Below are 663 nucleotides of genomic sequence, written 5' to 3'. Positions count from 1 at the left end.
ATGTGCGAAGTCATCTGAAGAGGTTGAAGAGGAGTTAATTACACTCTGATTTACTGGATGCTTAAGTGTGGTTTGACCATTGATATCAATGTTTGGATTTACATAGATGGCACCAACAGACACTTGAGTGCCCTCTAGGTAAGTAAGCATTGCTGGGTTACGCCATTGAGAACTTGCGTTGTCAGCCATTGCTGCTTCACCAGCGTAAGCACGACCTAGACCTGTTGCAGAATATTCAGCTAATTGGAAGCCTGCTGCATTTGCCATGCCTGAAGTGCCAAGTAGGCTAAGTGCTACTGCTGTTGATAGGAAAGTCTTGTTGGTTTTCATTCTAATGTTCGCTGAATTAATTATAACGTGGGGCAAAAGTCTAAAGGTAGAGTTATTACTTTAGAAATGAAAATCCGGAACATGAATGTATTTAGTATTTTGTTCTAATTTGTTGTTTGTTTATGGTTTTATAATCTAACCATGATAGTGGAATGAAAAAAACTCAGCGAACACCTGTGAGGTCTAATTGTGATTTTTAGATACACGTGTTCACTCAAATTGAGCGGACGATAAGTGTTAGATAAGAAAAAAGGCTGGAAATCCAGCCTTTTATATAGAGTTTACTTACATTAAATATAAGGAATTTTCTTAGAAGCTACGGCTGTATTGTAA

Annotated in this window: 1 protein-coding gene; it reads right to left on the bottom strand. The window is 37.9% G+C overall.

Annotation, left to right across the window (positions count from 1 at the left end):
• Positions 1-330, bottom strand: a 330-nt coding sequence (locus R7Z77_RS26040; RefSeq protein WP_318137136.1) for an OmpP1/FadL family transporter, incomplete at its 3' end; no start/stop codon positions are given.
• Between the last annotated feature and the right edge of the window lie 333 nt (positions 331-663).

It is taken from the genome of Vibrio sp. 1401, assembly GCF_033340295.1.
This window is presented reverse-complemented; position numbering and strand designations above follow the sequence as displayed.